Origin of the sequence: Streptomyces sp. NRRL S-350 (assembly GCF_000719705.1) — a bacterium.
Taxonomy (GTDB): Bacteria; Actinomycetota; Actinomycetes; order Streptomycetales; family Streptomycetaceae; genus Kitasatospora.
In genome coordinates this window covers 1-24193 of sequence record NZ_JOHO01000054.1, presented here as the reverse complement: position 1 = coordinate 24193, position 24193 = coordinate 1, and the positions used below count along the sequence as shown (strand labels likewise).

Annotated in this window: 25 protein-coding genes; 8 read left to right on the top strand and 17 right to left on the bottom strand. The window is 73.1% G+C overall.

Features of this window, described 5'->3' with window-relative positions; translation table 11 throughout:
* Positions 1 to 155: 155 nt before the first annotated feature.
* Positions 156 to 1322 (bottom strand): methyltransferase, encoded by a 1167-nt coding sequence (locus IF30_RS0132185; RefSeq protein ID WP_030245049.1) that lies wholly within the window; start codon positions 1320 to 1322, stop codon positions 156 to 158.
* 141 nt (positions 1323 to 1463) lie between these two features.
* Between IF30_RS0132185 and IF30_RS48835 the strand changes: the two genes are divergently transcribed.
* On the top strand, positions 1464 to 1868 hold the full coding sequence (locus IF30_RS48835; RefSeq protein ID WP_030245046.1) for a VOC family protein: 405 nt from the start codon (positions 1464 to 1466) through the stop codon (positions 1866 to 1868).
* Between the two features lie 90 nt (positions 1869 to 1958).
* Positions 1959 to 2336 (top strand): RNA-binding S4 domain-containing protein, encoded by a 378-nt coding sequence (locus IF30_RS48830; protein WP_030245043.1) that lies wholly within the window; start codon positions 1959 to 1961, stop codon positions 2334 to 2336.
* Between the two features lie 39 nt (positions 2337 to 2375).
* On the opposite strand, the gene IF30_RS0132170 is transcribed toward IF30_RS48830, so the two are convergent.
* Positions 2376 to 2882, bottom strand: a complete 507-nt coding sequence (locus IF30_RS0132170; RefSeq protein ID WP_030245042.1) for an FBP domain-containing protein — start codon at positions 2880 to 2882, stop codon at positions 2376 to 2378.
* Positions 2883 to 3203: 321 nt separating this feature from the next.
* Positions 3204 to 4088, bottom strand: coding sequence for an SAM-dependent methyltransferase (locus IF30_RS0132165; RefSeq protein ID WP_078891875.1), 885 nt, complete (start codon positions 4086 to 4088; stop codon positions 3204 to 3206).
* A gap of 209 nt (positions 4089 to 4297) precedes the next feature.
* Between IF30_RS0132165 and IF30_RS42315 the strand changes: the two genes are divergently transcribed.
* Positions 4298 to 5200: a polysaccharide deacetylase family protein gene (locus IF30_RS42315; protein WP_037901841.1), complete on the top strand. Its 903-nt coding sequence runs from the start codon at positions 4298 to 4300 to the stop codon at positions 5198 to 5200.
* A gap of 82 nt (positions 5201 to 5282) precedes the next feature.
* On the opposite strand, the gene IF30_RS45815 is transcribed toward IF30_RS42315, so the two are convergent.
* Positions 5283 to 5459 (bottom strand): hypothetical protein, encoded by a 177-nt coding sequence (locus IF30_RS45815; RefSeq protein WP_199807968.1) that lies wholly within the window; start codon positions 5457 to 5459, stop codon positions 5283 to 5285.
* Positions 5460 to 5877: 418 nt separating this feature from the next.
* On the opposite strand from IF30_RS45815, the gene IF30_RS0132150 reads away from it, so the two are divergent.
* The gene (locus IF30_RS0132150; protein WP_030245035.1) at positions 5878 to 6747 is read left to right on the top strand and encodes a 3-hydroxybutyryl-CoA dehydrogenase; all 870 of its coding nucleotides are present in this window, start codon (positions 5878 to 5880) and stop codon (positions 6745 to 6747) included.
* 220 nt (positions 6748 to 6967) lie between these two features.
* Here the strand turns inward: IF30_RS0132150 and IF30_RS0132145 are convergent, their stop codons facing one another.
* The 12 genes from IF30_RS0132145 to infC all read right to left on the bottom strand — a co-directional run bounded on the left by IF30_RS0132145 (position 6968) and on the right by infC (position 19406).
* On the bottom strand, positions 6968 to 8059 hold the full coding sequence (locus IF30_RS0132145; RefSeq protein ID WP_030245033.1) for a sugar ABC transporter substrate-binding protein: 1092 nt from the start codon (positions 8057 to 8059) through the stop codon (positions 6968 to 6970).
* A gap of 265 nt (positions 8060 to 8324) precedes the next feature.
* Positions 8325 to 9167, bottom strand: a complete 843-nt coding sequence (locus IF30_RS0132140; RefSeq protein WP_030245031.1) for a chitosanase — start codon at positions 9165 to 9167, stop codon at positions 8325 to 8327.
* A gap of 122 nt (positions 9168 to 9289) precedes the next feature.
* Positions 9290 to 10255, bottom strand: coding sequence for an ABC transporter permease subunit (locus IF30_RS44115; RefSeq protein WP_030245029.1), 966 nt, complete (start codon positions 10253 to 10255; stop codon positions 9290 to 9292).
* Positions 10252 to 11178, bottom strand: a complete 927-nt coding sequence (locus IF30_RS0132130; RefSeq protein WP_030245026.1) for an ATP-binding cassette domain-containing protein — start codon at positions 11176 to 11178, stop codon at positions 10252 to 10254. Before IF30_RS0132130 ends, IF30_RS44115 begins: the two co-directional genes overlap by 4 nt.
* Complete coding sequence (locus IF30_RS0132125) at positions 11178 to 11615, bottom strand: GntR family transcriptional regulator (RefSeq protein ID WP_051711686.1); 438 nt, start codon at positions 11613 to 11615, stop codon at positions 11178 to 11180. Before IF30_RS0132125 ends, IF30_RS0132130 begins: the two co-directional genes overlap by 1 nt.
* 128 nt (positions 11616 to 11743) lie before the next feature.
* Positions 11744 to 14245: a phenylalanine--tRNA ligase subunit beta gene (pheT, locus tag IF30_RS0132120; RefSeq protein WP_030245020.1), complete on the bottom strand. Its 2502-nt coding sequence runs from the start codon at positions 14243 to 14245 to the stop codon at positions 11744 to 11746.
* The gene (pheS, locus tag IF30_RS0132115) at positions 14245 to 15366 is read right to left on the bottom strand and encodes a phenylalanine--tRNA ligase subunit alpha (RefSeq protein WP_030245018.1); all 1122 of its coding nucleotides are present in this window, start codon (positions 15364 to 15366) and stop codon (positions 14245 to 14247) included. Before pheS ends, pheT begins: the two co-directional genes overlap by 1 nt.
* A 232-nt stretch (positions 15367 to 15598) precedes the next feature.
* Positions 15599 to 16702 carry a sensor histidine kinase gene (locus IF30_RS0132110; protein WP_030245017.1) on the bottom strand — a complete coding sequence of 368 codons (1104 nt, stop codon included), beginning with the start codon at positions 16700 to 16702 and terminating at the stop codon, positions 15599 to 15601.
* 117 nt (positions 16703 to 16819) lie between these two features.
* The gene (locus tag IF30_RS0132105; protein WP_030245015.1) at positions 16820 to 17686 is read right to left on the bottom strand and encodes a TrmH family RNA methyltransferase; all 867 of its coding nucleotides are present in this window, start codon (positions 17684 to 17686) and stop codon (positions 16820 to 16822) included.
* A gap of 130 nt (positions 17687 to 17816) precedes the next feature.
* Positions 17817 to 18212 carry a 50S ribosomal protein L20 gene (gene rplT / locus IF30_RS0132100; protein WP_030055649.1) on the bottom strand — a complete coding sequence of 132 codons (396 nt, stop codon included), beginning with the start codon at positions 18210 to 18212 and terminating at the stop codon, positions 17817 to 17819.
* 108 nt (positions 18213 to 18320) lie between these two features.
* On the bottom strand, positions 18321 to 18515 hold the full coding sequence (gene rpmI / locus IF30_RS0132095; protein ID WP_030055648.1) for a 50S ribosomal protein L35: 195 nt from the start codon (positions 18513 to 18515) through the stop codon (positions 18321 to 18323).
* Positions 18516 to 18656: 141 nt separating this feature from the next.
* Entirely contained in the window at positions 18657 to 19406 is a 750-nt protein-coding gene (gene infC / locus IF30_RS42305) for a translation initiation factor IF-3 (protein WP_051711685.1), read from the bottom strand.
* A gap of 461 nt (positions 19407 to 19867) precedes the next feature.
* On the opposite strand from infC, the gene IF30_RS0132085 reads away from it, so the two are divergent.
* Positions 19868 to 20245: a DUF1844 domain-containing protein gene (locus IF30_RS0132085; RefSeq protein WP_051711684.1), complete on the top strand. Its 378-nt coding sequence runs from the start codon at positions 19868 to 19870 to the stop codon at positions 20243 to 20245.
* Positions 20246 to 20326: 81 nt separating this feature from the next.
* On the opposite strand, the gene IF30_RS0132080 is transcribed toward IF30_RS0132085, so the two are convergent.
* On the bottom strand, positions 20327 to 21100 hold the full coding sequence (locus IF30_RS0132080; protein WP_051711683.1) for an SseB family protein: 774 nt from the start codon (positions 21098 to 21100) through the stop codon (positions 20327 to 20329).
* Between the two features lie 90 nt (positions 21101 to 21190).
* Between IF30_RS0132080 and IF30_RS0132075 the strand changes: the two genes are divergently transcribed.
* From IF30_RS0132075 to IF30_RS0132065, 3 genes are all read left to right on the top strand, one after another.
* Entirely contained in the window at positions 21191 to 22408 is a 1218-nt protein-coding gene (locus tag IF30_RS0132075; protein ID WP_051711682.1) for an amino acid deaminase/aldolase, read from the top strand.
* 57 nt (positions 22409 to 22465) lie between these two features.
* Positions 22466 to 22864, top strand: a complete 399-nt coding sequence (locus tag IF30_RS0132070) for a hypothetical protein (protein ID WP_030245006.1) — start codon at positions 22466 to 22468, stop codon at positions 22862 to 22864.
* Between the two features lie 240 nt (positions 22865 to 23104).
* Positions 23105 to 24031, top strand: a complete 927-nt coding sequence (locus IF30_RS0132065; RefSeq protein WP_030245005.1) for a lytic polysaccharide monooxygenase auxiliary activity family 9 protein — start codon at positions 23105 to 23107, stop codon at positions 24029 to 24031.
* Positions 24032 to 24193 lie beyond the last annotated feature (162 nt).

Here is a 24193-nt window from a genome sequence, read left to right as displayed (position 1 = left end):
CCTCCTTTGTCGTGGCATGAATATACGCGTGGAGGAAAATCCATGCAAGAAGGATGTGTCGAACCCGGTCCCGTCCCCGGTGTACCCGGGTGCGGACGCAGGTGCCGCCCCTGGGCCGCCCGTGCGCCGCCCCCGCCGGGGCGGCCGGCGGCCGGTCAGCGCTTGACGGCGCGCAGCACCACGAACTTGGGATTCCCGGCCACGAGTCGGCAGTTGCCGAAGAGCCGGCGCAGCTTGACGTGGTAACCGAGGTGGCGGTTGCCGACCACCCAGAGTTCGCCACCGGGCCGCAGCGCCCGCTTGGCGCCGGTGAACATCCGCCACGCGGTGGCGTCCGTGGTCGCCTGGTGGGAGTGGAACGGCGGGTTGTTGAGCACCAGGTCCACCGAGCCGGCAGCGACCACCTCCGGCGCGAGCGCGTCGGCGGCCAGGAACTCGGCCGGGGCATCCGGGCCCAGGTTGGCACGGAAGGTCTCCTCGGCGGAGGCCACCGCCTGGTGCGACTCGTCCACGAAGAGCACCTCCGCGCCCGGCCCGGCCAGCGCGGCCGCCGTGCCGACCACGCCGTTGCCGCAGCCCAGGTCCACCACCCGGGCACCCGGGGCGGGCGCGGGCAGGTGGGCGAGGAGGAAACGGGTGCCGATGTCGAGCCGCTCGGCGCAGAAGGTGCCGGCGTGGTTGACCACCGTGCGGCCGGAGACGGGGCCGACGTCCGACGGCAGGGCGTAGCGGTGCGGCCACGGGCTGGGGCCGGGGTCGAGGGCCGGATCGGGGGTGCAGAAGATCAGCCGGGCCTTGCGGGCGGCGAGCGAGGTGCGGGTCGGGCCGAGGATCCGCTCGAAGAGCCGGAGCGTGGAGGTGTGGATCTCGGTGACCATCCCGGTGCCGATCACCACCGTGCCGGCGTGGACGGACGGGGCGAGCCGGTGCAGCTGGTCCTCCAGCAGGGCCAGGCTCTTGGGGACGCGTACCAGGAGGACGTCGATCCGCTCCGGCGGGGTGTCCCGGGTGGTGAGCAGCCGCCCCTCGTCGACGGCGGCGCCGGCCCGGGCCAGGTTGGCCATGGTGGCCCGTCGGCCGAGGTGGGAGTCGGTGATCTGGACCGGCCGGTGCGCGGCGAGCGCGGTCGTCAACGCGCCCCATCGGTCGCCGAGGACGGCGATCCGGCGGCCGGCCAGCTCGGTCGCGGCGCCGGCCGCGCTGTCCGCCTCGCCGGCGAGGTGGCGTAGCAGGTACTCGTCTGCGGCGTCCCAGGCCCGCAGCCGCTCGCGCGGGTCCTCGGGGAAGCGGGTGAGGTCGAAGGCGCCGAACGGGGTGGCCAGGGGGTTGGCCGGCGTGATCGCGGCGGGCGTGGTCTGCGGATTCATCGTGTTCTCAGGCTATCGGACGGTCCACGGGGAACAGTTTTGGATGAACGCCGCCGGACGGATACTGGAAGGGCCCGACCGAGAGGGGTGAGGGCGATGGACTGGAAACTCGAAGTCGTGGTGGTCCCGGTGACCGACGTGGACCGCTCGAAGCTCTTCTACGAGGAGCAGGCCGGCTTCACCGTCGACCATGACACCCGCCTGCGGGACGGGGTCCGGGTGGTCCAGCTGACTCCGCCGGGCTCGCCCTGCTCGATCGTGGTGGGCAAGGGTGTGATCGACTCGCCGCCCGGCTCGGTCAAGGGGCTCCAGCTCGTGGTGGCGGACATCGAGAAGGCGCACGCCGAACTGCTGGCGCGGGGCGTGGAGGTCAGCCCCGTCCAGCACTTCGTCGCGGGTGCCCGGGTGGACGGCCACGGCGAGCCCTGGAACAACTTCGTGTTCTTCAACGACCCGGACGGCAACGGCTGGGCGGTCCAGGAGGCGCCGTCCGCGGCGTAGACCCCGCCGCCGGCGTAGACCCCGCCGCCCCGCCGCTTGACAGCCCGGCAACCCGGCAGCCCGGTCGGCTCGCTTGGGTAGGCTCCGAGGATGGCTGAACACGAGGGAAGCGTGCGGGTGGACAGCTGGATCTGGTCGGTCCGGCTGGTCAAGACGCGGGCGCTGGCCGCCGCGGCCTGCCGGGCCGGGCACGTCCGGGTGAACGGCGAGCGGGCCAAGCCGGCCCAGGCGCTGAAGCCCGGGGACGAGGTCCGGGTCCGCGAGGAGGGCTACGAGCGGGTCGTGGTCGTGCGGAAGCTCATCCGCAAGCGCGTCGGCGCCGAGGCCGCCGCGGAGTGCCTGGTCGACAACAGCCCGCCGCGGCCGCCGCGCGAGTTCGTCGCGGCGGCCGGGCAGCGAGACCGGGGGGCGGGGCGTCCGACGAAGCGCGAGCGCCGCGAGGTGGACCAGTTGCGCCGCGGGCGCTGAGGCCCCGCATGACGGCCCCCGCCGGCCCCCGCTCGACGACTACGCGGACGTGTCGGTGAGCACCTTGGCGACGAAGGCGTCGAGGTTGCCCACCGTCCGGGCGACCTGGTCCTCCAGCGGCAGCGACTCGTCAGGCCGGGTGACCAGCGCGGACTTCTTCAGCCCGCGCACGTAGAGCGAGCAGGCGAGGTCGGCGCAGACGTACGTCCCGACCGTGTTGCCCTCGCGCCCGGCCGCCCCCGCCCGGCGGGCGGCGAGCAGCGCGACACCGCTGCCGGCGTGCGCGGTGATGCACAGCGAGCACACGTTGGTCTTGGTCAGGCTGCGGCGGACCGTCGGCACCCGCAGCGTCACGCCGACCGGCTCGCCGCCGTGCACGGCCACCAGGTAGGCCCGGTCGGGCGCGCCCTGGTCCCGCCAGCCGAGGAAGTCCAGGTTCTCCCACGGCAGTTCGGCCAGGCCCCGGGGCAGGTTGAGCCGACGGGCCTCGCCCTTGGAGCAGTTGACGAAGGACGCGCGGATCTCGTTCTCACTCAGGGGTTCCATGCGGCGGAAGCTAACACCGCCGCACCCGGCCTGTCGCGTCAATTTCTCCCGGTACGTACCGACCTCGCCACCGCGCGACGCACCTGGTCCCCGGCTTGGAGGGGACCGGGCCGACGGGTTGTCAGTGAGGGTGCATAGGCTTCGGGAGTCCGGCCCCGGCGCAGGAGGGAGGCGCCGGGGCCGGGCTCCGGCGGGCTGCTCGTCGCAGGCCGGGCTCCGCCCCCTGGATGCCGGGCCGCTCCGCCCCGGTCCCTGGGGGCCCGGGGCCGGGCTGCCTCTCGCCGGTCCCGGGATGCCGCGCTGCTTCGCGCCGGTCGCACGTTACTTCTTGAACGCGACGCCCGCGTAGGCGGAGACGTCCTGCCAGCCCTCGGGGAGCTCGGTGGTGGGGACGTGGCCCGGGGTAGGCCGCCACAGCGGGAGCTGGACGAGGCCGGGGCCGGTGAACTCGAAGTCGCCGAAGAACGGTTCGACCCCGGCTCGGGGGCGCAGGACGAGCGGGGCGCTGGCGCTCCGGTAGATGCGGGTGCCTTCGGCGGCGCTCTCCCGGGAGGCGAAGTCGGGGCTGCCGTGGGAGAGGACCAGCGCACTGCCCGGCGCGAGCGCATCTCGCAGGGTGCGGACGATCTGCTGTGCGCCGTCCTCATCGCGGATGAAGTGCAGGACGGCGACCAGCATCAGCGCGACGGGCTGGGAGAGGTCGACGGCGGCGGCCAGCGCGGGGTGGGAGAGGATCGCGTCCGGGTCGCGCAGGTCGGCCTCGATCACCGAGGTGTGCCCGGCGGGGTGGCTCGCCAGCAGGGCGCGGGCGTGGGTGGCCACGATCGGGTCGTTGTCCACGTACACCACGCGGGCGTCCGGAGCGACCCGCTGGGCGACCTCGCTGGTGGAGCCGACGGCGGGGATGCCGGTACCGATGTCGACGAACTGGCGGATGCCCCGGCCCGCCACGAACTCCACGGCGCGTCCCAGGAACTGCCGGTTGGTGCGGGCCAGCAGCGGCAGCGCGGGGTAGGCCGATATCGCGGCCTGGGCGGCCTTGCGGTCGGCCTCGAAGTTGTCCTTGCCGCCCAGGTAGTAGTCGTACATCCGGGCCGTGTGCGGGACGCCGGTGTCCAGCTCGCTCGGCGGCTGCCAGTCGTCCGCCCTGGCCCAGTGCCAGTCGGTGTCGGTGGCCCGGCCGGTCGCCGCGGTGTCGTCGTACATCCTGGTCCGCCCCCAATGCGCAATGCCGGAAGTAGTGCGACCGCCTGTCAACACGGTGCGCGGTGATCGTATCCAACGACACACCGTGGAAACAGCGGGAGTTCAGGTTTACGCAACACCCGTAGACAGAGTGTGTGCACGTCAAGAGCGGTGCGGACCCGGTCATACCGGATCGCCCACCAGACCCGTGCTCTCTATGCTGGCTGCCGATGACTGCCGACCGCCGCACCGTGCTGCGCACCACCGCCAAGCTGGCCGCCCTCACCGCCACCGGCGGCCTCCTCGCCGCCTGCGGCACCGGCGTGCCCCGCCGGGCCGACCCGGGGGCGCTGGCCGCGCACCCCGGCACCGTCGATCCGCAGCACACCACCGACCCGGCCTGGAACGGCGGCGAGGGCCCGGCCTCCCCCGGCCCGACCGCGCCGCCGCAGCCCACCGCCGAGGCGACCGCGGCCGCCACCCAGTCCTCCGCCCCACCGACCCCGCCTCCGCTGCCGCCGCTCGCCCCCGGCACCCCGGTCGAGGTCGTGAACGGGCCCCGCACCGGCAAGAACGTGGCGCTCACCTTCCACGGCAGCGGCGACCCGAAGCTGGCCACCGCGCTGCTGGAGATCGCCGAGCAGCGCGGCGCCAAGCTGACCGTGATGACCGTGGGCAGCTGGCTCGACCAGCAGCCCCAGATGGCCCGGCGGATCCTGGACGGCGGTCACGAACTGGGCAACCACACCCAGAACCACCTCAACATCTCCGCCATGACACCGGACCAGGCGCGCGCCGAGATCGCCCAGTGCGCCGACCGGCTGCAGCGCCTCACCGGCTCGATCGGCCGCTGGTTCCGCCCCTCGGCCGCGCAGTACGCGACCCCGATGGTCCGCGAGCAGGCCAGGGCCGTCGGCTACGAGCACGTGCTGTCCTTCGACGTCGATCCGCGCGACTACAACGACCCTTCGGCCGCCGAACTGCAGCGCCGGGTGCTGAGTTCGGTGCGCGGCGGCTCGGTGGTGGCCCTGCACATGGGCCACCAGTGCACGGTGGACGCGCTGCCGGCCATCCTGGACGGCCTCGCCAAGGCGGGGCTCAGTCCGGTGACCGCCAGCCAGCTCTGCGCCTAGGCCGACGGTCCCACGGGCCGACGGCGGCCCGGCGGGCAGGCCGGGCCGGCGGGCAGGCCGGGCCGGCGGGCAGGCAGGCCGTTCACTCCATCGGATCGTCATCCTTGTACGGGCGCAGCCGCAGCGTGCGGGCGTCCGCGGCGCGGATCGCCTCGGCCCGGTCGACGAGTCCCGCCAGGCCGTCGCGTCCGGCGTGGAGGAACCGCCCGTGCGACTCGTCGAAGCGGCCCCGGGCGGCGTCCACGGTGACCGCGACCACGTACGGGGTGGAGCCCCAGTCCTTCCTGTCCTTGAACCTCGGTGGCCAGGCCGACGGCGATCTCCCGGCCGATGCCCCGGCCCACACCGGCGACCAGGGCGGCCTGGCCGGCGAGCGATCCCGTCGACCCCGTGTGCTCCCTCCCGCCCCCCCGGCCCCGGCTCCGTCTGCGGCATTCCGTCGGCCGCCCGGTCTCGGCGGTCCCGGGCGCACCCGCCGGGCTCGCCGCCTCACCCCTTCGGTGGATTCCCCGCGGTGGCACTCCGGCGGGGAGGGGGTGACCTACCGGCCGGTACGGAGTAGTAACGTCGTCGGGGCGGTGGCCGGTGCACCCATTCCGGTACACCGACCCGTTGACCAGCAGCTTGCTGGGCCACCAGTCGCTGGGCGACCCCCAGCACCACCGAAGGGCAACTGAGTGAGTGACATCGCGCGCGTCGGAGTAGTCGGCTGCGGCCTGATGGGGTCGGGCATCGCCGAGGTCTTCGCCAGGGCCGGCCTCGACGTCCTGGTGTCGGAGGCCAGCGGTGAGGCCCTGGAGTTCGGCCGGACCCGGCTGATCAACTCGCTGGAGACGGCGGTCAAGCGCGGCAAGCTGACCCCCGAGCAGCGGGACGAGGCGCTGTCCCGGCTGTCCTTCACCGTCGAGCTGTCCGACTTCGCCGACCGTGACCTGGTCGTCGAGGCGGTCGCCGAGCGGGAGGACGTCAAGGTCCGGATCTTCGAGACCCTGGACCGGGTGATCGAGCGCCGCGACGCGATCCTGGCCTCCAACACCTCGTCGATCCCGATCGTCAAGCTGGCCGCCGCCACCTCCCGCCCGGAGCAGGTGATCGGTCTGCACTTCTTCAACCCGGCGCCGGTGCAGAAGCTGGTCGAGGTCATCCCGACCCTGACCACCTCGGCGACCACCACCGAGCGGGTCGAGGCCTTCGCCACCCAGGTGCTCGCCAAGGAGCCGATCCGCGCCCGCGACCGGGCCGGCTTCGTGGTCAACGCGCTGCTGGTGCCGTACCTGCTCTCCGCGGTCCGGATGTTCGAGACGGGCGTGGCCACCGCCTCCGACATCGACAAGGGCATGGAGGCCGGCTGCGCCCACCCGATGGGGCCGCTGCGGCTGTGCGACCTGATCGGCCTGGACACCATCGTCTCGATCGCCGAGTCGATGTACGACGAGTACAAGGAGCCGCTGTACGCCGCTCCCCCGCTGCTCTCCCGGATGGTGGACGCGGGCCTGCTGGGCCGCAAGTCCGGCCGTGGCTTCTACGACTACACCGCGAGCGCCTGACCCTGCGCCAGGAGAGCGCCGTGGCGTCCACGTAGGGACTCCCCTTCTCGGACGTCGAACCATGCGTCAACGGTCACCCGACCACGCGGCCCTTGTTCCGGCCCGGGCAGCAGGCCGACGAGGGAGTCGGAGCCGGTCCCACCGCCGTGCGGCCGAGCCGGGAGTGGTGTCAAGTAGCACGAGGACCGGCTCGCCGCGGGGCGGGGAGCCGGTCCTCGTGCTACTTGACGCCGGCCGCCGAGCAGGCGTCCGCGTACTGCGGCGTGCAGATGTCGGCAGCCTTGTAGAGGCCGCCGCGGACCACCGTGGCCTCCACCTTCGCCTTGGTCACCACGATCGGGGTGAGCAGCAGGGACGGGATGTGCAGCCCGCCACTGTCGGTGATCGAGGTCGCCGTCGAGCTGATGTCCAGGCCCTCGACCAGCTGGACGGCGATATTGCCCGCCGCGTCCGCCTCGGGCTTGTACGGCTTGTAGATGGTGTAGGTCTGCTCGCCGGTGAGCACCCGGCGCACCGCGTCCATCGACGCGTCCTGACCGCCCACGGGCACGTTCTTGATGCCCGCCGCCTCCAGGGACTCGATGACGGCCGCGGCCATGCCGTCGTTGGCCGCGTAGACGGCCTGGATGCCGTCCTTGCCCAGGCTCTGGATCGCCTCGTTCATCTTCGCCGTGGCCACCTCCGGCTTCCACTCGCCGGACTGCTCGTAGGCGATCTTCTTGACCTTGCCGTCCAGCGCGCGGTGCGCGCCCGCCTTGAACTGTGCCGAGTTGGGGTCGGACTCGGCGCCGTTGATCATCACGACGTTGGCCGAGGCGGCCTTCGGGCCGAGCGCGTCCAACAGTGTCTGGCCCTGGAGTTCACCGGTGCGCCCGTTGTCGAAGGACACGTAGGCGGCGACCTTGCCGGCGGCCAGCCGGTCGTAGGCGACGACCTTCACGCCCTTGGCAGTGGCGGCCTCGACCCACGGGGCGGTGCCCTTGGCGTTGACCGGGTCGAGCAGGATGACCTTGACGCCCTGGGCCAGCATGTCGTCGAACTGGCGCTTCTGGGTGCTCTCGTTCCCGTCCGCGTTGGCGTAACTGATCGTGCACCTCGGGCAGAGGCTCGTGACCGTCTGCTGGATCAGCGGCCTGTCGAAGGCCTCGTAGCGGGTGGAGGAGGTGTTCTCCGGCAGGAGCAGACCGACGCTCCGTTCGCTCCCGCCGGCCGCCGGCTGCTGCGAGGCGTCGGTCTGACCGCAGGCCGCGAGGGTGAGCGCGAGCGACAGGGCGGCCGCGCCCGCGGCCGCCAGACGCATGGGTCTGTTCATGATCGGTGGTGCCTCCTGTACTGCGCCGCGGCGTCGCGGCAGGGAAGGGAGTCAAGCGGCACCGGACCGAACCGTCAATAAGTGAAGGAGTCTTCGTTATTCTCCTGTCCGATTCGTTATGAAGTGGATGATCTGTGCGCATCGCCCCAGGAAGGCCGCCGGGCGGCTCCGGAGCGGGGTCGACTCCCGAAGGACACGCGGAGCCGAAAGCCCACGGCGGGCGGCCCCGGGGAGAGGGGTCGCCCGCCGTCGGAACGGTGACGGCTCAACTGCTGATGGCGTAGCTGTCGCCGTAGACCTTCCACTTCAGCGGCGGGTTGAGGTCGAAGTTCCTGGCGTTGAGGAAGACCAGCTGCTCGGTGTCGACCCGGCTGGTGTCGGAGTGGGCCTCCTCCTTCTTCATGACGACCTTGCGGGCGTCCAGGAAGGCCTTGAGGTAGGTGGCCTCGTCGCCGCCCTGGGCGGGCGTCCTGGCCTTCTTCATGGCGGCGGCGCGGATGCCGCCGAAGCTGTCCGAGCTGTCGCCGGGGCCGTGCATGACGATGGCGTCGTAGTAGGCGAACTGACCGAGGGCGCGCAGGCCGTCCGCCTTGGCCTGCTTGACGGCGGGGTTGAAGTACACCCGGTCGCGCTCGTCGTTCTGGGCCTGCTGGAAGACGGTGTCCTTGGCTGCGGTGGCCCAGTCGCGCTCGAACGCGGAGCCGAGGCCGGCGTGCGACTCGGTGCCGTTGACCTTCTTCAGGGCGGGCAGGTACTTGGCGAGGATGTTGCCGGGCTTGAGGTCGGTGTAGTGCTGGACCAGGTCCAGCATGTCGCCAGTGCCGGAGCAGAAGCCGATGATGCCGGCGGTGTAGCCGCGGCCGTCCTTGATGTCCTCGATGTACTTGTACTGGGCCTTCCAGTCCAACGACGAGTTCTCCGCGCTGGACACCAGCTGCATCGCGATGTCCTTCTTGTGCGGGTCGTCCAGCCCGACGCCCTTGAGCTGGACGGATGCGGCCGGCGCCGGAGCGGCGTGGGCCGCCGTGGTGGCCGCGACGGTGAGCGGCGCGGCCACCAGGGCGGCGGCGAGGGCTACGCGGAGGGCACGACGGGGCTGAGGGCGCATGGGGGCTCCGATTCCTCGATGGGTTAGGAAACTTTCCTAACGAGGAGAAAGGAAACGCCCTCCGGCCGCACCCCCGCAAGGGTTTTGACGGAAACTCTTCAACCGATCATGGGAGCCGCAGGTCAGACCGCCCGGCGCCGCACCCACCAGACCGCCGCCGCGCCCAGCGCCACGGCGAGCAGCGCCATCCAGCCGAACTCGATGAACTGGAAGGCCCAGTAGCGGCTGTCCGGCTGATAGGACTCGTGCAGCGAGTAGCCGCCCTCGCTCAACAGCTTCTGGGCTCCGTAGTAGTCGCCGCCCAGGTCGTAGAGCCGGCCGAGGCCGAGTCGGTCACCCGCGGGATCGGTGACCCAGAAGCCGCCCTCCCAGCGGTGGTCGAGCGAGGTCTGGGCGAGCGTGTGCAGGGTGTCCTCGAGCGGTGCGCGGTAGTGGAAGCGCAGCGACTCGGCGACCAGGGTGGTCACCACCGAGGCCGCCACCCCGATCCCCACTGCCACCACCGTCCGCCGCAGCACCGCACCCGCGAGCGCGGACAGCGCGAAGACCAGCAGCACCCGGCCGACCAGCGCGGGCGGGGCACTGGTGAACGCCAGCGGAGTGAACCGGCCGCCGTGGGCCGCCAGCGGCGCGATCCACCAGTCGAGCACCGCCGCCGTCAGGGCCGTCGCCGCGGCCAGCACACTGCCGACGACCACCAGCCCGCCGACCGTCCAGCGGGTGCGCCCGGCGCCCTGAGTCCAGGCGAATCGCACCGTGCCGTGCTCGAACTCCCGGGCCAGCAGCGGGGCTCCGACGAACGCCCCGAGGGCGCCGCCCAGGAAGTAGACCACGTTCCCGCCGAGCGCCAGCCCGGAGCCGTACTCACGCAGGTACTCCTTCCAGCGCTCGTTGCAGCTCTGCACCGCCATGTCGCACCCCGCCGCACCGGAGCGCTCGAGCCCCGCGTGGAGGCGGTATCCGGTGACGGCCAAGACGAGCAGCAGCCCGGCGAGGACGCCCACCAGGGCCCGCAGCGCGGGCCGGTGGCGCAGCCCGGCCGCGCGCAGGACGGCGGAGCGGGGCGGCGCGAGGGTCAGGGAGCTCACGGCAGCAGTACCTTCTCGTTCGGTGAAACGGCCCCGCGCGGGCCGGGCAGGGCGGTGGCGGTCGGCTCGCGCAGGTAGGCGAGCACCAACTCCTCCAGACCGACGCGCTGTTGGCGCCAGCCGTCGGAGAGCGGGGCGTCCACGCCGCCGGTGCGGACCAGTAGGTGGGACTGGGCGCCGGCCCGGCGGTCGCGGACCACCGGCATCCGCTCGGCGACTCCGTCCGCCTCTGCGGTCGGGCCGGTGAGCATCCGGTGGCCGCCCAGCAGGTCGTCCACCTCCCCCGCCACCTGGACCCGGCCGCCGCCGAGCACCACCAGGTAGTCGCAGCTCTGCTGGAGCTCGTGGACGGCGTGCGAGGAGAACATCACCGACAGCCCGTCCTCGGCCACGGCGGTCAGCAGCACCGCCATGAAGTCGTGCCGGGCGAGCGGGTCGAGCGAGGCCAAGGGCTCGTCCAGCAGCAGGAGTTCGGGGCGTTTGGCGAGCGCGAGGGCGAGCGAGACCTGGGCTTGCTGACCGCCGGAGAGGCGTCCGTACCTGCGGTCCAGCGGGATGCCGACGCCCTCCAGGTGGGTCCGGGCCCGGGCCTCGTCCCAGCGGCGGTTGAGGTGGCGGCCCATCGCGAGCAGGTCGCGTACGGGCAGCCCCGGGTAGAGCGAGGCGTTCTGGGCGACGAAGCCGATCCGGTCCAACGCCCGGGGTGAGCCGGGCAGTTGGTCGCCGAGGACGGTCAGCGCGCCCTCGCTGGGCAGGGTCAGTCCGGCGGCCAGGCTGAGCAGCGTGGTCTTGCCGGCGCCGTTCGGGCCGACCAGAGCCACCACGTGCCCGGCGGGGACGGCCAGTCGGCAGTCCCGCAGCGCCCAGGAGCGCCGGTAGCGCTTGCCGAGTCCGGCGCAGTCGATCACCGTGTCCGCGGCCATCAGGCCACCACCCCGTCCCGGCCTTCGCGCAGGTCGCGCAGCGCGTCCTCGAACACGGCGGCCATCCCCTCCTCGTCCAGCCCGGCGGTCCGCGCCGAGCGCATCCAGTCGAGCAGTCCCCGCCGCAGCGCGGCCCGTTCGCGCAGCGGCACCACCCCGGCGGGCAACCCCCGCACGAAGGTGCCCTGGCCCCGGCGGCCGGCCGCGAGGCCGCGGTGTTCCAGCTCGCGGTACGCCTTGAGCACGGTGTTCGGGTTGATGGCCAGCCCGGCCACCACCTCGCGCACCCGGGGCAGCCGGTCGCCCTCGGTCAACCAGCCCATCCGCAGCGCCTGTTCGACCTGCTGCACGAGCTGCAGGTAGGTCGGGACACCGGAGGCCGGGTCCAGGCGGAACTCGATGGGCGAGGGCTGGTCATCTCCTTTATCTACTTCCATAGGTAAAGAGATAAATGATTCACTGAGGAACCGTCAACCCAAGGCACGGTCAAATCCGAGAAACGCGAAGGGCCCCGCCCCGGACCTGGTGGTCCGGGGCGGGGCCCTTCGGCGCGGGTGTCACGGCATCAGGCGCCGCGCAGCACCGCCCCCGTGCGGGCGACGGCCTCGGCGACGGCCGCCTCGCGGGCGGCGGTGGCCTCGTCGGCGGTCAGGGTGCGGTCGACGGCACGGAAGCGCAGCGCGTAGGCCAGCGACTTCTTGCCCTCGCCGACCTGCTCGCCGGTGAACACGTCGAACAGCCGGATGGCCTCCAGCAGTTCGCCGGCGCCGGCCCGCAGCGCGGCCTCGACGTCGGCGGCCGGGACGGCCTCGTCGACGATCAGCGCGACGTCCTGGGTGGCCACCGGGAAGCCGGAGACGGTCGGGCCGGTGACCCGCTTGGCGCCGTCGGCGCCGAGCAGGTCGATGTCGATCTCCATCGCGGCGGTCCGGGCCGGCAGCCCGAGCGCCTTGACCACGCGGGGGTGCAGCTCACCGGCGTGGCCGACCACCCGGTCGGTGCCGGTGACGACCAGTTCGGCGCAGCGGCCCGGGTGCCACGGCGCGGACTGCCCCTGGCGGACGGTCAGCTCGACGCCGGCCGCGCGGGCCACCGTGCGGGCCGCCTCGACGGCGTCCGCCCAGAAGGCCTGGGCACCCTTGCCCCACCAGCCGGACGGCAGCCGCTCGCCCGCGAGGGCGACGGCGATCCGGCGCGGCTGGTCCGGCAGCGCGGCGTCCAGCTCGGCCAGCTCCTCGGCGCTGGGCCGGTGGTCGACCGCCGGGCGGGGGGCCACGCTGAGCTCGTCCTTGGGCAGGAAGACGGTGCCGGCCTCGAAGATCGCCAGGTCGGTGTTGCCCCGGCCGACGTTGCGGCGCAGCGCGCCGAGGAGTCCCGGCAGCAGCGTGGTGCGCAGCGCCGGCTCCTCGTCGTTGAGCGGGTTGACCAGCTTCACCGTCCGGCGGCGCCGGTCGTCCGCCTCCAGGCCGAGCGCGTCCCAGGCGGACTCGCCGACGAACGGGTAGTTGTTGACCTCGACGTAGCCGGCCCCGGCCAGCGCGACGCCGATCCGGCGGTTGACGCGCTGGGCCTCCGTCAGGCCCTTGCCCGGCGGCACGTCGGGCATCCGGGCGGGGACGTTGTCGTAGCCCTCCAGCCGGATGACCTCCTCGGCGAGGTCGTACGGGTCCGTGAGGTCGGGGCGCCAGGTCGGCGGGGTGACCTCCAGGACGTCGGCGCCGGCGACGGAGCAGCCGATCTCCTGCAGGCGCCGGGTGACGGTCTCGCGGCCGTACTCGGTGCCGGCGACCCGGTCGGGCAGGTCGGCGGCGATGGTGATGGTGCGCACCGGGTGCGGGCCGGCGATGTCGGTGACCCCGGCCTCGGCGGTGCCGCCGGCGATCAGGACCAGCAGGTCGACGGCTCGCTGCGCGGCGGCGCGGGCGGCCTCCGGGTCGACGCCGCGCTCGAAGCGCTTGGAAGCCTCGGAGGGCAGCTTGTGCCGCTTGGCGGTGCGGGCGATGGCGACCGGGTCGAAGTGCGCCGCCTCGATGATCACCTCGGTGGTGCCCGGGCCGGCGGCCGGGTCGAGGATCTCGGTGGAGGCGCCGCCCATGACGCCGGCCAGGCCGATCGGGCCGCTGTTGTCGCAGATCAGCAGGTCCTCGGCGGCGAGCTTGCGCTCGACGCCGTCGAGGGTGGTGAGGGTCTCGCCCTCCTCCGCCCGGCGCACCACGATCGGGCCGTCCACGCGCTGCTTGTCGTAGGCGTGCAGCGGCTGGCCGACCTCCAGCATCACGTAGTTGGTGATGTCGACGGTCAGCGAGATCGGGCGGATGCCGGCCTTCTGCAGGCGGCGCTGCAGCCAGATCGGCGACTTGGCGTCCGGGTCGACGCCGACGACCGTACGGGCCACGAAGCGGTCGCAGCCGGCCGGGTCGTTGACCTTGACCAGGTAGCCGAAGGAGTTGGCCGGCGGCACGTCGAGCAGTGCCGGGTCGGCCAGCGGCAGACCGTACGCGGCGGCGGCCTCGCGGGCCACGCCGCGCATGGACAGGCAGTAGCCGCGGTCGGGGGTGACGGCGATGTCGAGCACCTCGTCGACGAGCTGGAGCAGCTCGATGGCGTCGGTGCCGGGCTCGTACTCCGGCGGGAGCACGATGATGCCGTCGTGGTCGTCGCCCATGCCGAGCTCGCGGGCGGAGCAGATCATGCCGGCCGAGGTCTGGCCGTAGGTCTTGCGGGCCGCGATCGGGAAGGGGCCGGGCAGCACCGCGCCCGGGAGCACGACGACGACCTTGTCGCCGACGGCGAAGTTGGTCGCGCCGCAGACGATCTCCTGCGGCTCGCCGGTGCCGTTGGCGTCGCCGACGTTGACGAAGCAGTGCCGGATCGGCTTCTTGAAGCCGGTCAGCTCCTCGATGGAGAGCACCTCGCCGACCACCAGCGGGCCCTTGAGGTCGGCGCCGATGTGCTCGACGGTCTCGACCTCCAGGCCGGCCCGGACCAGGCGCTCGGCGACGTCACGGCCGGTCTCGCCGGCCGGCAGGTCGACGTACTCGCGCAGCCAGGAAAGCGGGACGCGCATCAGATCTCCATCCCGAACGGGAGGGTGAAGCGCACGTCACCCTCGACCATGTCGCGCATGTCGGCGACGTTGTGACGATTCATCAGGATCCGCTCCAGGCCCAGGCCGAAGGCGAAGCCGCTGTAGCGGTTCGGGTCGACACCGCAGGCGACGAGCACCCGCGGGTTGACCACGCCGCAGCCGCCGAGCTCGATCCAGCCCTCGGAGGAGCAGGTGCGGCACGGCCGGTCCGGGTTGCCGACGCTCGCGCCCAGGCACACGAAGCACTGCAGGTCGACCTCGGCCGACGGCTCGGTGAACGGGAAGTACGAGGGCCGCCAGCGCAGCTCCAGGTGGTCGCCGATCAGCTTCTCGACCAGCACCTCGATGGTGCCCTTGAGGTCGGCGAAGGTGATGCCCTCGTCCACCGCGAGGCCCTCGACCTGGCGGAAGACCGGGGTGTGGGTGGCGTCCAGCTCGTCGGTCCGGTAGACCCGGCCGGGGCAGATCACGTAGATGGGCGGCTCGCGGTCGAGCATGGTGCGGGCCTGGACCGGGGAGGTCTGGGTCCGCAGCACCACGCCGGAGTCGGCGGAGCCGTCCGGGGCCTGGACGAAGAAGGTGTCCTGCATCGAGCGGGCAGGGTGGTCCGGGCCGAGGTTGAGGGCGTCGAAGTTGAGCCACTCGGCCTCGACCTCGGGGCCCTCGGCGACCTGGTAGCCCATGGCCACGAAGGTGTCCTCGATGCGCTCGGCCATGGTGGTCAGCGGGTGCCGGGCGCCGCGCGGGGCACGGTCGTAGGGCAGCGTGACGTCCACTGCCTCCTCGACCAGCACGCGGGCGTCCCGCTCCGCCTCCAGTTCGGCCTGCCGCTTGGCGAGGGCCTGGTTGACGGCGCCGCGGGCCTGGCCGATCAGCTTGCCGGCTGCGGCCTTGGCGTGCGGGGGCAGGGCGCCGATCTCGCGGTTGGCGAGCGAGAGCGGGGACCGGTCGCCGGTGTGGGCGACCTTGGCCTGCTTCAGCTCGTCCAGGGTGCTGGCGGCGGCGAAGGCGGCGACGGCCTCGTCCCGCGCCTGCTCCACCACCTCGGGCTTGAGGGCCTCGACCTCGACCGGGTCGTACGACTTGTTGGGTGCCGACATCTCTATCTTTCCCGTGCTCCTGCTCGTCCGTGCTCAGGTGTGTGGGCTCGCCTTCGCGTCACGCCCGGCGGGGCCGGGGCACGGGCAGCCGGTCGCCGTTCACCGGAGGCTCACGGGAGTGGGTGTCCGCGGCTCAGCCGCGCGGGGCGTTGCGCGACGCCAAAGGTCGAGTGTAGTCGCAGCGCGTAGCGCGACTGCCGCGAAGCCCGCCCGGGGCCGACCCGCCGACTGCTCAGAGCATGAAGTCGGGTACCCCGGCGGGCAGGACGAATCGGAACCGGGCGCCGCCGCCGGGCGCGCGGTCGACCCGGATCGAGCCGCCGTGGGCCTCCACGATGCCCTTGACGATGTAGAGGCCCAGGCCCGTGCCGCCGCGCTTGGAGCCGCGCCAGAAGCGGGTGAAGACGCGCGGCATCGACTCCTCGGGGATGCCGCTTCCTTCGTCGCTCACGGTGACCGCTGTGCCTTCCACGATGCGGGGCGGGGTGCCGGAGCGCTCCCAGACGGGTGCCTCGACGACCTCCTTGGCCGGTGCCACCTCGATCGTGACAGTTCCCTCGCCGTGCCGCACCGCATTTTCCAGCAGGTTGGCGAGCACCTGGTCGACCTTGTCCGGGTCCGCCCACAGCACGGTCAGCGGCTCGCTGATCCGGACGTCGAAGCGCTCCTCGGCGATGCCGGTGGCCACCTTGCGCTCGACGTGCCGGCGCACCGCCGCGGCCAGGTCGACGACCTGTTTGCGCAGCTCCAGCCGGCCGGCGTCGATCCGGGAGATGTCCAGCAGCTCGGCGATCAGCCGGGTGACCCGGTCGGCGTCGGCGTCCACGGTCTCCAGCATCAGCCGCTTCTGCCCGTCGGTGAACCGCTCCCACTTGGCCAGCAGCGTCGCCGTGAAGCCCTTGACGCTCGTCAGCGGGGAGCGCAGCTCGTGCGCCACGGTGGCGATCAGCTCGGCGTGGCTGCGTTCGGTGCGGCGCCGGGCCTCGGTGCCGCGCAGGGCGATCACCAGGCGCTCCAGCGGCCCGCGGGGCGCCGTGCGGACGTACCGGGCGGAGACCAGCACCTCGCGCCCGCCGGGCAGCAGCAGGTTGCGCTCCGGCTGGCGGGTGCGGGTGGCCAGACCGCCGTACGGGTCGGTCAGCTGCCACCAGCGGTGGCCGTCCAGGTCCTCCAGGGGGAGGACGTCCTCCAGCTCGCAGCCGAGCGCGGCCTCCCGGAGCACGCCGGTGAGCCGGGCCGCGGCCCGGTTGAAGCAGACCACCCGGCCCCGCCCGTCGGCGACCACCAGGCCGTCCGGCAGGTCGTCCGGGTCGAGCTCGGGTCCGCTGCCGACCATGGGTTGCCTCCCCGATTACCCACCGTGCCGTTCCCCCCACCGAGGCAGACCCTAGCGCCTCCCAGCCCGCCGCAGTAGGGCTTGCAGCGGGGTGATCCGGGCGCGCCCCCCGGTGCGTCAGGCGTTCGAGCGGCAGCCGCCGGGCGAACGCTGCGCCCGGGCCGAGGCGTACAGGCAGACGGCCGCGGCGGTGGCCAGGTTGAGGCTCTCGGCGTGGCCGTGGATCGGGACGCGCACGACCTCGTCGGTGAGCGCGCGGGTCTCCTCCGGAAGCCCCCACGCCTCGTTGCCGAAGACCCACGCGCCGGGCGCGCCCAGGGTGCCCTCGTCCAGCTCCTGGTCCAGGTCGCGCTCCCCCGCGCCGTCCGCGGCGAGCACCCGGATGCCGGCCTCGCGCAGCTTGCCGACGGCCTCCTCGACCGGCACGCCGACCGCCACCGGCAGGTGGAAGAGGCTGCCCACGGAGGCGCGGACGGCCTTCGGGTTGTAGAGGTCGACCGAGGCGTCGGTGAGCACCACGGCGTCCGCTCCGGCCGCGTCGGCCGTGCGCAGCACGGTGCCGGCGTTGCCGGGGTCGCGCACGTGGGCGAGGATCGCGACCAGCCGCGGGCGGGCTTCGAGGACCTCGGCGAAGGGGGTGTCGATGAAGCGGCAGAGCGCCACGATGCCCTGCGGGGTCACGGTGTCGCAGATCCCGGCGATCACCTCGTCGGTGGCGGTCAGCACGGGCAGCCCCTCGGCCCGGGCCGCCTCGACGATGCCGGCGTGCCGCTCGGCGGCCTCCGGGGTCGCGTAGACCTCGACCACGGCGTGCTCGGCCGTGCCCGGCAGCCTGCCGAAGGCGACGGCCTCCCGGACGGCCTGCGGGCCCTCGACCAGGAAGCGGCGCTCCTTGGTGCGCTGGTTGCGCTTGGCCAGCCGGCGGGCGGCGACGACGCGCGGCGAGCGCAGGGAGGTCAGCAGGGGGGTGTCGGTGCTCGGCATGGTCTCGGTTCTCTGGGGGCGCGGGCGGACGGACGACGCTGTGCGGACGAAGGCGCTGAGGGCGCAAATGCCGAACCGGACCCGCAGGAGAGCCTGCGGGTCCGGTCAGAGCTCAACCGATCTCGGAAGATCAGGCGGCGTCGGCGGCGGCCTTCGGGGCGTTCACGTCGGCCGGCAGCGCCTTCTGGGCGACCTCGACCAGGGAGGCGAACGCACCCGGGTCGTTGACGGCCAGGTCGGCCAGCATCTTGCGGTCGATCTCGACGCTGGCGGCCTTCAGGCCCTGCACGAAGCGGTTGTAGGTGATGCCGTTGGCACGGGCCGCAGCGTTGATGCGCTGGATCCACAGCTGACGGAAGTCGCCCTTGCGCTTCTTGCGGTCGTTGAAGTTGTAGACCAGCGAGTGGGTGACCTGCTCCTTGGCCTTGCGGTACAGCCGCGAACGCTGGCCACGGTAGCCGCTGGCGCGCTCCAGGATGACCCGGCGCTTCTTGTGGGCGTTGACTGCCCGCTTGACGCGTGCCACTTGATTACTCCTTGGGTTGGACCACGGACTACTTCACGTGGTCCGTCATTCGAATGGGTCGGGAAGGATCAGCTGCCCCGCTCGGGCTCGCGCCGGGCGGGAGGGCGATCACTTGCCGAGAAGCTTCTTGATCTTCTTGGCGTCAGCGGGGGCCAGCTCGACCGTCCCGGCCAGCTTGCGGGTCAGCGTCGAGGGCTTGTGCTCCAGGAGGTGGCGGCGGCCGGCGCGCTCGCGCAGCACCTTGCCAGAGCCACTGATCTTGAAGCGCTTGCTGGCGCCACTGTGCGTCTTCTGCTTCGGCATTTCGCCGTATCTCCTCGTCGGTCCCGTTCGCGCCCGCGCGGCGCCTGCCACGCGGGCGTGAACTGGATGGATCTGCGGTGACCGGGCGGGACGCCCGTCACCTCGGGGGCCGGTCTCCCGGTCGCCTTGGCCGGTTGGGGCTCAGGCGCCCTGGGAGGCGGCCGGCTGCTCGACCGGAGCGTCGGCCTCGGGGGCCGGAGCCTCGGCCGGGGCGTCCTGCGCCTCGGTCACCTCGGCCGCGGCGTCCTCGGTCGCCACGTCCTCGGCGGCGTCGTCGTCGATCGCCACGTCATCGGCGGCGTCGGAGCCGGGGGTCCGGCCCTGACGCTCGGCCTTGCGGGCGTCCGCGAGGGCGCGGGCCTCGGCCATCGCCTCGGTCTTCTTCTTGTGCGGGCCAAGAACCATGATCATGTTCCGGCCGTCCTGCTTCGGCGAGGACTCGACGAAGCCCAGGTCCTGGACGTCGTCGGCGAGCCGCTGCAGCAGGCGGAAGCCCAGCTCGGGGCGGGACTGCTCACGACCACGGAACATGATCGTGATCTTGACCTTGTCGCCCTGCTTGAGGAACCGAACGACGTGACCCTTCTTGGTGTCATAGTCGTGCGGGTCGATCTTCGGCCGGAGCTTCATCTCCTTGATGACCGTGTGCGCCTGGTTCTTGCGCGCCTCACGAGCCTTCATGGCCGACTCGTACTTGAACTTGCCGTAGTCCATGAGCTTGCACACCGGCGGCCGGGCGGTCGCCGCGACCTCGACCAGGTCGAGGTCGTACTCCTGCGCAAGCTCCAGCGCCTTGGCAAGCGGCACGATGCCGACCTGCTCGCCGCTGGGACCGACGAGTCGCACCTCCGGAACGCGAATCCGGTCGTTGATGCGGGGCTCGGTGCTGATGGGGCCTCCTCGGTTGCACCTTCTGCGATGCGGCCGTCGGACGGCGGTCGCACGTAGTGGACTCGACCACTGGGCGGGGCTTCATTCGTGCTGCGCTGCCCGGCACCTGCTCGGTACCGTGTGCACCGCGACACGAAAAAAGCCCCGCTCGGTACAAGCGGGGCTCCACACACTCCGGAGGCGGCGCCCTGGTGAGGAGCGCTGCGGCGACCCGGCGCCGTGGCGCCCGTCGCGGACCGGGACCCGTCGACCGCGAGGCCGATCGGGTGGGAGACTTTCGCGGTTGCCCTCTCGGGCCTCCTGGGTGGAGCCTCCTCTTGCTGGCCGAACTCCCCTGCGGGATTCCGGCCGGTCAGTCTCGAAGCATACAGCGTCGCGGGGTGGAACACTATTCCGCCCCGCTTCGGGCCAACTTGTACGCTCCAGGGGTACGGACACCGGCACGACGGAACGAGCCCCCCTTGAGCAGCGAGCCCACCCAGACCCCCGGCACGGACGACGACGCGATCGGCTTCGACGACCTCACCCGCGACATCGCCGAGGTCCCGGCCGTCGAGGTGATCACCACCGTCGCGGTGCACCTGATGAGCGCGGCCGCCGTCAAGTGCGGGCTCGCCGAGGGCGGCGAGAAGGACAAGGACCTGGACGAGGCCCGCAAGCTGATCACCGCGCTGGCCGGGCTGGTCACCGCCGGCGCCCCGGAGATCAGCAACTTCCACGCCGCCCCGCTGCGGGACGGGCTGCGCTCGCTGCAGCTGGCCTTCCGCGAGGCCTCCCTCGTCCCGGACGCCCCGGGCGCGGGCCCGGGCGAGAAGTTCACCGGGCCGGTCTACTCCTGAGCCCGACCGGAAGGGCCACCCGCTCACGTGAGCGGGTGGCCCTTTCTTGCGTCCGCTTCCACCCCTCCCCGGCACCCACCGCTACCGCCGGTGCAGCGTCTCCCCCGGCAGCCGGGCGTCGGCCGGCAGCACCGCCAGGTCCAGCCCCCGGTCCAGCCGCACCCGCAGCACCGGGTCGGCGGCCACCGCCTGCCCGACCCGCTGCGCGGCGGCCTGCAGGCCGGCCTGGTCCAGCGCCGGGTCGAACAGCACCGCGAGCACCCCGTCCGAGTCCTCCGAGTCCACCAGGAGCCCGCTGACCACCTGCGGCTCGGCCGCCAGCAGCGCCCGCACCGCCTCGCGCACCTCGGGGTCGCGCGCCGGCGGCAGGAACGGGCGGTTCTCCGCGAGCGCCCGCAGCCGGGCGCCGCTCAGCCGGAAGGGCACCGGCCCGGCCGGGTCGATCAGGAGCGTGTCGGCGCGCTCCGAGAAAGCGACCATCGCGGCCTGGGGCGCGGCCGTGGGCGCCGGGCGGGCGTCGGCACGCCAGCGGGCGAGCGCCTCCAGGGAGGTGAAGGCCGGGAGCGCGCGGCGCCCGTCCGGGGCCTCCAGCACCGGGACGGCCATGTCGCTGGTCTTGTCGTGCTTGTGCCCGTGCTCGTCCACCTCGACCTCGCCGAGGAGCGCGACGATCGGAACCATCAGCCGGGTCGGCGTCAGCGCCGCCAGCACCCCGGGCTCGGCCGAGCGGTCCTGCGACCAGCGGGCGAGGGCCTCGCGGAGCGCCGGATCGGCGGTACCGTCGTCGTCGCCGAAGCCGGGGTCGGGGATGTTCCTGCCGACGAACGCCGGGTTGGAGAAGTCTTTGCGGTCCACCCGCCCGACCCTATGCCACCGCGCTCGACGGGCCCATTTCCCCGCACGCACCCCCTACCCACCGGTAGTCCGCTGTGGCACCCTGCGCCCATGGTGATCCTCGACGCACCCGCGCCCGCCCCGGTGTCCGACCGCCTCCGGTACGACCGCGCCACCGCCCGCCTGGACGGGCCGGTGGCCGTCGTGGACCTCGACGCCTTCGACGCCAACGCCGCCGACCTGGTGCGCCGGGCGGGCGGCAAGCCGGTCCGGGTGGCCTCCAAGTCGGTGCGCTGCCGTGCCCTGCTGGAACGGGTGCTGGCCATGGACGGCTTCGCCGGGGTGATGAGCTTCACCCTGGACGAGACGCTCTGGCTGGCCCGCACCGGCATCCGCGACATCCTGCTCGCCTACCCCAGCGCCGACCGCGCCGGGTTCGCCGAACTGACCGCCGACCCGGAGGCCGCCCGGGAGGTCGCCGTCGTCCTGGACGACCCGGCCCAGCTGGACCTGATCGACAAGGCCCGCGGCGGCGACGCCGAGGTCCGGGTCTGCCTGGAACTGGACACCGCACTGCACCTGCTGGGCGGCCGGGTCCGGGTGGGCGCCCGGCGCTCGCCGCTGCGCACCCCCGAGGACATCGGCGCCTTCGCCGAGCTCGTCCAGCGCCGCCCGGGATTCCGGGTGGTCGGCCTGATGGCGTACGAGGGCCACGTCGCCGGGGTGGGCGACCGGGTGCCCGGGCGCCCGGTGCGCTCGCAGCTGATCCGGCTGATGCAGGCCAAGGCCCGGGCCGAGCTGGCCGAGCGGCGCGCGGCGGTGGTCCGGCGGCTGCGGCAGGTCGCCGAGCTGGAGTTCGTCAACGGCGGCGGCACCGGCAGCGTGGAGTCCACCGTGGCCGAGCGCGCCGTCACCGAGGTGGCGGCCGGCTCCGGGCTGTACGCACCCCAGCTGTTCGACAACTACCGCTCGTTCCGGGGCCGTCCGGCCGCGCTGTTCGGCCAGCCGGTGGTGCGCCGCCCCGGCGTCGGCGTGGTGACGGTGCTCGGCGGCGGCTACCCGGCCTCCGGCGCGGCCGGCCCGGACCGCTCGCCGGTGCCCTACCTGCCGCCGGGCCTGCGCTACGACCCGATGGAGGGTGCCGGGGAGGTCCAGACCCCGCTGCTCGGCTCGGCCGCGGACGACCTGCTGATCGGCGACCGGGTCTGGTTCCGGCACGCCAAGGCGGGCGAACTGTGCGAACGCTTCGCCGAACTGCACCTGATCGAGGGCGAGCGCATCGTCCGGACCGTGCCGACCTACCGGGGTGAGGGGAAGACGTTCCTCTGACGCCCCGTCCGCCGTTGCCCTACCGTGGTGGCGACACCACGAGCGACAGGGGGCCGTATGGAAGCCGAGATCACCGAACTTGCGACCAGGGGTGCGACGGCACTGGTGGGCCTGATGGTCACCGAGGCCTGGTCGCGAGTCCGGCCGCGCTTCGCCGCCCTGCTCGGGCGGGACCGGGAGGAGGAGGTGGGCCAGGAGCTGGAGGAGATCCGGATCGAGGTCGCCGACGACCCCGAGGAGGGCGCGGCCCAGGCCTCCCAGTGGCAGCGCCGGCTGCGCCTGACCCTGCGGAACAACCCGGAGGCGGTCGCCGAACTCCGGGCGATCCTCGACGAGTTCGACCCGAACCGGCCCGAGCAGGAGGCAGGCTCCACGTACGTCTACAACACGATCAAGGACGGCACGCACAGCGGGACCACGATCCAGGCGGGCAGGATCCAGAACATTCACCCCTGACCTTTCCGCAGCCTTAACAGGGCCCGATGGGACGGCTAACGCCCGTCTCCCGTCGGGCCTTTGCGCTGCCGCGGGGCCTACAGTCCGTCAACAGGACTGCAGCGCAAGGCTATTGCGCTATGGTCCAGACCAATTCTACGCTCTGGCCGGGAGCCGCGCGCCGGGCCGGCGACTCCCGACGGGCAGACGTGCCCGCTCCCCCACACCCGCCCGGAACGACGGTCAAGGAGTCCCCACCCCATGTCCATCAAGCGAAGTGCCCTGTCCGCCGGCGCGGTCGGCGCCGCGGTCCTCGCGGTGGCAGCGGCCACCGCCGGCACCGCCGTCGCCCACGGCACGATGACCAACCCCGTCAGCCGGGTCGGCGCCTGCTACGCGGAGGGCCCCGAGCACCCCGTCTCCCAGGTCTGCAAGGACCTCGTCGCCACGAGCGGCACCCAGCCGCTGTACGACTGGAACGAGGTCAACATCGCCGACGCCAACGGCAACAGCCAGGCACTGATCCCGGACGGCAGGCTCTGCTCGGCCAACCGCGACAAGTACGCCGCCCTGGACTGGCCGCGCCTCGACTGGCCCGCCACCCCCGTGAAGGCCGGCGCGTTCACCTTCCGGTTCCGCACCACCGCGCCGCACGTCGGCACCCAGACCGTCTACATCACCAAACCGGGCTACGACCCCGCCAAGCCGCTGAAGTGGTCGGACCTCGACCCGGCCCCGGTGGCCCAGGTCCAGGTCGACCGCACCGCCACCAACGGCTACTACACCTACTCCGGCACCCTGCCGCAGCGCACCGGCCGCCAGCTGCTGTACACCGTCTGGCAGCGCAGCGACAGCCCGGAGGCGTTCTACAGCTGCTCCGACGTCGACTTCGGCGCGGCCGTGGCGGCCGGCACCGCGGCCGTCCCGGCGCTCGCCGCCCAGACCCCGGCCGCGCCCAGCGACGCCCAGATCGCGGCCGACGCGCCGAAGTCGACGGTCGCCCACCACGGCCACGGCGGGGATCCGAACGCCCCGGCCGGCCAGATCGTCCCGACCGCCTCCGCGGCCGTGGCCGGCACCTCGGCCACCGGTCCGCTGCTGCTCGCGGGAGCCGCCGCGATCGGCGTCGGCTGGGCGGGAGCGGTGCTCCGGCGCCGTCGCGTCGAGGCTGTTCGACGCGACTCCTGACGCCGGACGCGGGACCGGGCCGGTCACACCCCCGTCCGGCCCGGTTCCCGTGACTCGGACGGCGCCTGCCGACGAGGACGCCGACGGCGGGGGGCCCCCCCCCGGGGGACCCCCCCGGGGGGGGCCCCCCCCGGGGGGGGGGGGGGGGGGGGGGGGGGGGGG

Bases quoted from the DNA above. Each gene is read 5' to 3' on its own strand.
- IF30_RS0132110 (WP_030245017.1), bottom strand. From the start codon at position 16,702: ATGGTCGGCAGCGGACCCGAGCTCGACCCGGACGACCTGCCGGACGGC.
- IF30_RS0132140 (WP_030245031.1), bottom strand. From the start codon at position 9,167: ATGCGCCCTCAGCCCCGTCGTGCCCTCCGCGTAGCCCTCGCCGCCGCC.
- IF30_RS0132145 (WP_030245033.1), bottom strand. From the start codon at position 8,059: ATGAACAGACCCATGCGTCTGGCGGCCGCGGGCGCGGCCGCCCTGTCG.
- IF30_RS0132165 (WP_078891875.1), bottom strand. From the start codon at position 4,088: ATGTACGACGACACCGCGGCGACCGGCCGGGCCACCGACACCGACTGG.
- IF30_RS0132105 (WP_030245015.1), bottom strand. From the start codon at position 17,686: ATGCCGAGCACCGACACCCCCCTGCTGACCTCCCTGCGCTCGCCGCGC.
- IF30_RS0132170 (WP_030245042.1), bottom strand. From the start codon at position 2,882: ATGGAACCCCTGAGTGAGAACGAGATCCGCGCGTCCTTCGTCAACTGC.
- IF30_RS48830 (WP_030245043.1), top strand. From the start codon at position 1,959: ATGGCTGAACACGAGGGAAGCGTGCGGGTGGACAGCTGGATCTGGTCG.
- IF30_RS0132125 (WP_051711686.1), bottom strand. From the start codon at position 11,615: ATGGAAGTAGATAAAGGAGATGACCAGCCCTCGCCCATCGAGTTCCGC.
- IF30_RS0132075 (WP_051711682.1), top strand. From the start codon at position 21,191: ATGGTGATCCTCGACGCACCCGCGCCCGCCCCGGTGTCCGACCGCCTC.
- pheT (WP_030245020.1), bottom strand. From the start codon at position 14,245: ATGCGCGTCCCGCTTTCCTGGCTGCGCGAGTACGTCGACCTGCCGGCC.
- pheS (WP_030245018.1), bottom strand. From the start codon at position 15,366: ATGTCGGCACCCAACAAGTCGTACGACCCGGTCGAGGTCGAGGCCCTC.
- IF30_RS0132065 (WP_030245005.1), top strand. From the start codon at position 23,105: ATGTCCATCAAGCGAAGTGCCCTGTCCGCCGGCGCGGTCGGCGCCGCG.
- IF30_RS42315 (WP_037901841.1), top strand. From the start codon at position 4,298: ATGACTGCCGACCGCCGCACCGTGCTGCGCACCACCGCCAAGCTGGCC.
- IF30_RS48835 (WP_030245046.1), top strand. From the start codon at position 1,464: ATGGACTGGAAACTCGAAGTCGTGGTGGTCCCGGTGACCGACGTGGAC.
- IF30_RS0132070 (WP_030245006.1), top strand. From the start codon at position 22,466: ATGGAAGCCGAGATCACCGAACTTGCGACCAGGGGTGCGACGGCACTG.
- IF30_RS0132130 (WP_030245026.1), bottom strand. From the start codon at position 11,178: ATGGCCGCGGACACGGTGATCGACTGCGCCGGACTCGGCAAGCGCTAC.
- rpmI (WP_030055648.1), bottom strand. From the start codon at position 18,515: ATGCCGAAGCAGAAGACGCACAGTGGCGCCAGCAAGCGCTTCAAGATC.